1 protein-coding gene and 1 pseudogene are annotated in these 1744 nt (G+C 72.1%); both read right to left on the bottom strand.

The window, feature by feature from the left end; translation table 11 throughout:
• Positions 1–945: PPE family protein (locus A9W96_RS32960; RefSeq protein WP_067143174.1), on the bottom strand; the 945-nt coding region annotated here is incomplete at its 3' end.
• Positions 946–1415: 470 nt separating this feature from the next.
• A pseudogene (locus tag A9W96_RS27445) lies at positions 1416–1744 on the bottom strand (hypothetical protein); the annotation flags it as partial.

The raw sequence follows: 1744 nt of genomic DNA, 5'->3' as shown, positions 1-1744 counted from the left end.
CAGCCCCAGGCTCGCGAACTGCGGCGTGGGATACCAGGCACCACCGGCACCGGCCGTGCTACCACCGGGACCGGAGATCAGCTGCTGGGCGATCGACGACCAGAAGCTGGTGATGCCGTTCGAGAAATAGGCGAGGCCCGTGGTCTGCTTCAGCAAGGTGCCGTACATGCCGGTGTTCAGGCCCGCGTAGTTGTTGGTCGGCGTGGGCAGCCCGGACTGCAGGAAGCCGTCTATCAGATTCTGCAGCCAGGTGAACGGTCCCGGCTGCGACGCCGTCGTCGTCGAGGCCTGCGTCACCGCCTGCGTGGTGGCCGTCAAGGCTTGCGGCGTCGCCAGCTGCGAGGTCGTCTGGGCGGTGTTGCCCGCCGGCTCGGCGACGGCCTGGGCGACCGCGGCGGCCTGGTTGGAGTCGGCCTCGGGCGTGGTGGTGTTGGGCGGCGACGTCAGCGGGGTCAGCTGCGAGGCCGCCAACGACGAAGCGGCGTAGCCGTACATCGCGGCGGCGTCCTGGGCCCACATCTCCATGTACTGCGCCTCGGTGGCCGCGATCGCCGGGGTGTTCTGCCCGAAGAAGTTCGTCGCGACCAGGGTCGCCAACAGCACCCGGTTGGCGGCGATCACCGGCGGCGGCACCGTCATCGCGAACGCTGCCTCAAACGCGGCGGCCGCCGCCCGGGCCTGGCCCGCCGTCTCCTCGGCCTGCCCGGCCAGGACGCTCAACCAGCTCACGTACGGCGTCACCGCCGACAACATGGACGCCGAGGCCGGCCCCACCCACGGCGCCTGGGTCAGTTCCGAAATCACCGACGTGTACCCGCTCGCGGCACTGCCTAACTCGGCGCCCAGCCCATCCCAGGCGGCGGCCGCGGCCATGAGCGGACCCGACCCCGGACCCGCGTACATGCGACCGGAGTTGATCTCCGGCGGAAATGCCCCGAAGTCCATGGTTACGAAGCACCGGGCTCGAACGACATGTATCCCCTCGCAGGTGATCTCTTGGCGATGACCATCAGAATTTGCTTGCTCGGAAGGCTAAATGGCCGCGCCGCCCCGCGCCGCTCCCGCGATGCCGCCGCAGCTGCGGCCGGCCAGGCGCCGGCGGCGCGCTCCCCCGTGGCGGTGCCATCGGGGCGCCCCCGGGACGCGTCGCGCCGGCACCGTCGTTACCTGCGGGAACACCCCGTCAGGAGGTGCCCTCAGCGGCGCCTGCGGGTGAGTCCGCGGGCGGTGGCGGCGGGGCCGCGCCTACGCGAAAAGCCCAGCGCGGGATAAAAATCCGGCCGCAGATAAAGCCCGCTGGAGATTCGCTGGGGCGTGCCCGGATGCGACGTCCGGGCACGCGGAAACGCGCCCTGCCGCCGGTGCTTGGCGACAGGGCGCGTCCTGGTTTTGCGCCAGAGTTGCTGGGGCCGAAGCTATCCCGCGAAGGGTGGCCGGGCCATGACGGTGGGCCGGAATCCGTACTTGGGACCCGCCACCCCGTGCCCGCCGGCACCGGCGCCGGCCAGCGGCATGCCACCGAGCAGATTGCCCGGCCCGCCGGCGGCCTCGGGAGCCGCGCTGATGCTGCTGACCGGAATCGCATGCCCCAGCGCCGGCGCCGCCGGCGCCCCCGACCAGGCCACCGGCACCGACAACTTGCCACCCACCGAGGCCGCGCTGCCCAACGCCGCCACCGCCCGCGGACTCACCCGCAGGCGCCGCTGAGGGCACCTCCTGACGGGGTGTTCCCGCAGGTAACGAC

The sequence above is a fragment of the Mycobacterium sp. 1245852.3 genome (assembly GCF_001669335.1).
Classification (GTDB): Bacteria; Actinomycetota; Actinomycetes; order Mycobacteriales; family Mycobacteriaceae; genus Mycobacterium; species Mycobacterium europaeum_A.
This window is presented reverse-complemented; position numbering and strand designations above follow the sequence as displayed.